This window comes from Streptomyces sp. NPDC054847 (assembly GCF_053610925.1).
Window position 1 is genome coordinate 1 of the sequence record NZ_JBSGZJ010000733.1, and the last position, 1816, is coordinate 1816.

Genomic DNA, 1816 nt, shown 5'->3' on the forward strand with positions numbered 1-1816 from the left:
CTACCGTGCCGCCCTGCTCTGGTACGAACGGCTGCTCGGCACTCCTCCCACGTTCGTCGCGAGCGACACGGAGGCCGTGTGGGAACTGGCGGAACACCGGTCGCTGTTCATCGAACAGCGACCCGAGCACGCCGGCCACGCCCTGCACACCGTCTTCGTGGACGACCTCGACGCCTTCGTCTCCCAGGCATCGGGCCGGGGACTGGAGCCCAGCGAACGGCAGACCTACGCCAATGGCGTGCGCAAGGCCCTGTACCGCGATCCCGACGGAAACGAGCTCGGCTTCGGCGGCGCCCCGCTCTGACCCGCCCCCCGGGCGGGCGGGCGGCGGTTCCACCGCTGGGAGCAGCATCCCGACCATCGTGTCTCCACTGGGCAACGGTGCGACGAACTGCCGGCAGGAGGTCAGCCTTCGTGGCAGTCCTCACCCAGGCGACGGTCGAGGTCACTCGTCCACTGCTGGGCCCACGTCCTGAGCCGAGCGATCTCATCCTCGGTGAGTCCGTAGGCAGCGAATTCCTCGTCGTCGTACCAGTCGGCGCCGGCGAGACGGTCGCGCAGGTCCTGGAGGCGGAACTCGTCGCGACCGTGCCGCTCGCCCAGCCGCTCGAGGTCGGTGGTGGTGCGGTGGGTGGCCGCAGCTGCGTGGACGTCTACGAGATCCCGCACCGCGCCGCGGTCGGCCAGGGCCCGGACCTTGGTTCCGATGACGTCGTCGAGCGCAAGCACGGGGCCGTACTCGGTGGTGTACGGCGGCGCCCAGAGGTTTTCCTTGAGGATGTCCACCTCGCAGTCCTCACCGCTTCGGGGATCTGTCACCAGCAGGCGTGCGGAGAGCGGGTCCACGCTGATCATGCTGACGTGCCAGCCCCTGCGGCTCAGGCCGTGTCGCAGGTCGTCGGCAATTCCGGTCATCGGCGCCGGGCTCTCGGTGGCCACGTCGAGGTCTTGGCTGAGCCGGTCGACCAGTCCGTGCGCCTGGACGGCGTAGCCACCGGTGATGACCAGTGGGTATGGAGCGCCGATCGCGAGAACGTCTGCCAGGAGCCGGCGGTGCAGTCCGGTGAGGTTCACGCGGCGGTGGAGGTCCGGTGGGCGAGCTCGGGAAACGAGTCTTCCCACACATCGCGGATGTGCCTGCTGACCAGGGTGCGCAGCACGGGCCACTGATCGAGCAGCAGGTTCCGGTCGAGCAGGGTGGTGAGATCGCCGTGCTGCCCCTCGGCCAGGACGGTGCGGTAGAGGCTCATACGCTGCCGCGGCCGGTCCAGGTCATATGTGCGAAGCCCGGACCAGGCGACATGCAGCGGGAGCTCGACCCGTCCCGTCACCGGCCCGGCGAGGTCTTCCAGACGCGTCGGCAGCCGACTCGCATACCGCATACGCAGCACTTCGGCGGCGGATGGCGAGGAACTCGGAGCGGGCTGCGGCACCATGCCCTGCATTATTCCTCGTCGGGATCGCCTCCGGCAGCAGAGGGCCCCACGGTGCGGTTGCACATGGCCCCACGCGTTGCAGACGGGCGGATCACGGGCGGCGCGCCGGATTCGTCGCGCCGCGGCCGCCGCGACGGCGCACCCGTGCACCCCTCCTGTCTCACGGCTCAGGCGATCCTCCAGCGCGCGAAACCACCATCGAGGCCGACAGGTTTTCGCCGGTGCAAGGAGCGGAAGGGGGCGCGGCCCATGGGCGGCGGCACACTCGTCGAGGAAATCGGGGCGCATGCGCGCCGTGCGCCGCAGGAGACGGCGCTCGTGTGGCACGGCGAAGAAATCACCTACGGCGCCCTGTGGCGGCGCGCCGAGCGGGCCAGGGC

General features: G+C 70.2%; 3 protein-coding genes. 1 reads left to right on the forward strand and 2 read right to left on the reverse strand.

From position 1 onward, the window contains the following. On the forward strand, positions 1-304 hold a 304-nt coding region (locus ACWGH4_RS34770), incomplete at its 5' end, for a VOC family protein (protein ID WP_453467865.1). Positions 305-405: 101 nt separating this feature from the next. On the opposite strand, the gene ACWGH4_RS34775 is transcribed toward ACWGH4_RS34770, so the two are convergent. Both ACWGH4_RS34775 and ACWGH4_RS34780 read right to left on the reverse strand, forming a co-directional pair. Then, positions 406-1074: a nucleotidyl transferase AbiEii/AbiGii toxin family protein gene (locus ACWGH4_RS34775; RefSeq protein WP_453467867.1), complete on the reverse strand. Its 669-nt coding sequence runs from the start codon at positions 1072-1074 to the stop codon at positions 406-408. Then, positions 1071-1436 (reverse strand): hypothetical protein, encoded by a 366-nt coding sequence (locus tag ACWGH4_RS34780; protein WP_453467869.1) that lies wholly within the window; start codon positions 1434-1436, stop codon positions 1071-1073. Before ACWGH4_RS34780 ends, ACWGH4_RS34775 begins: the two co-directional genes overlap by 4 nt. Positions 1437-1816: the final 380 nt, after the last annotated feature.

Excerpts from the sequence above, each read along its gene's own strand:
- ACWGH4_RS34780 (WP_453467869.1), bottom strand. The coding sequence starts at position 1,436 with ATGGTGCCGCAGCCCGCTCCGAGTTCCTCGCCATCCGCCGCCGAAGTG.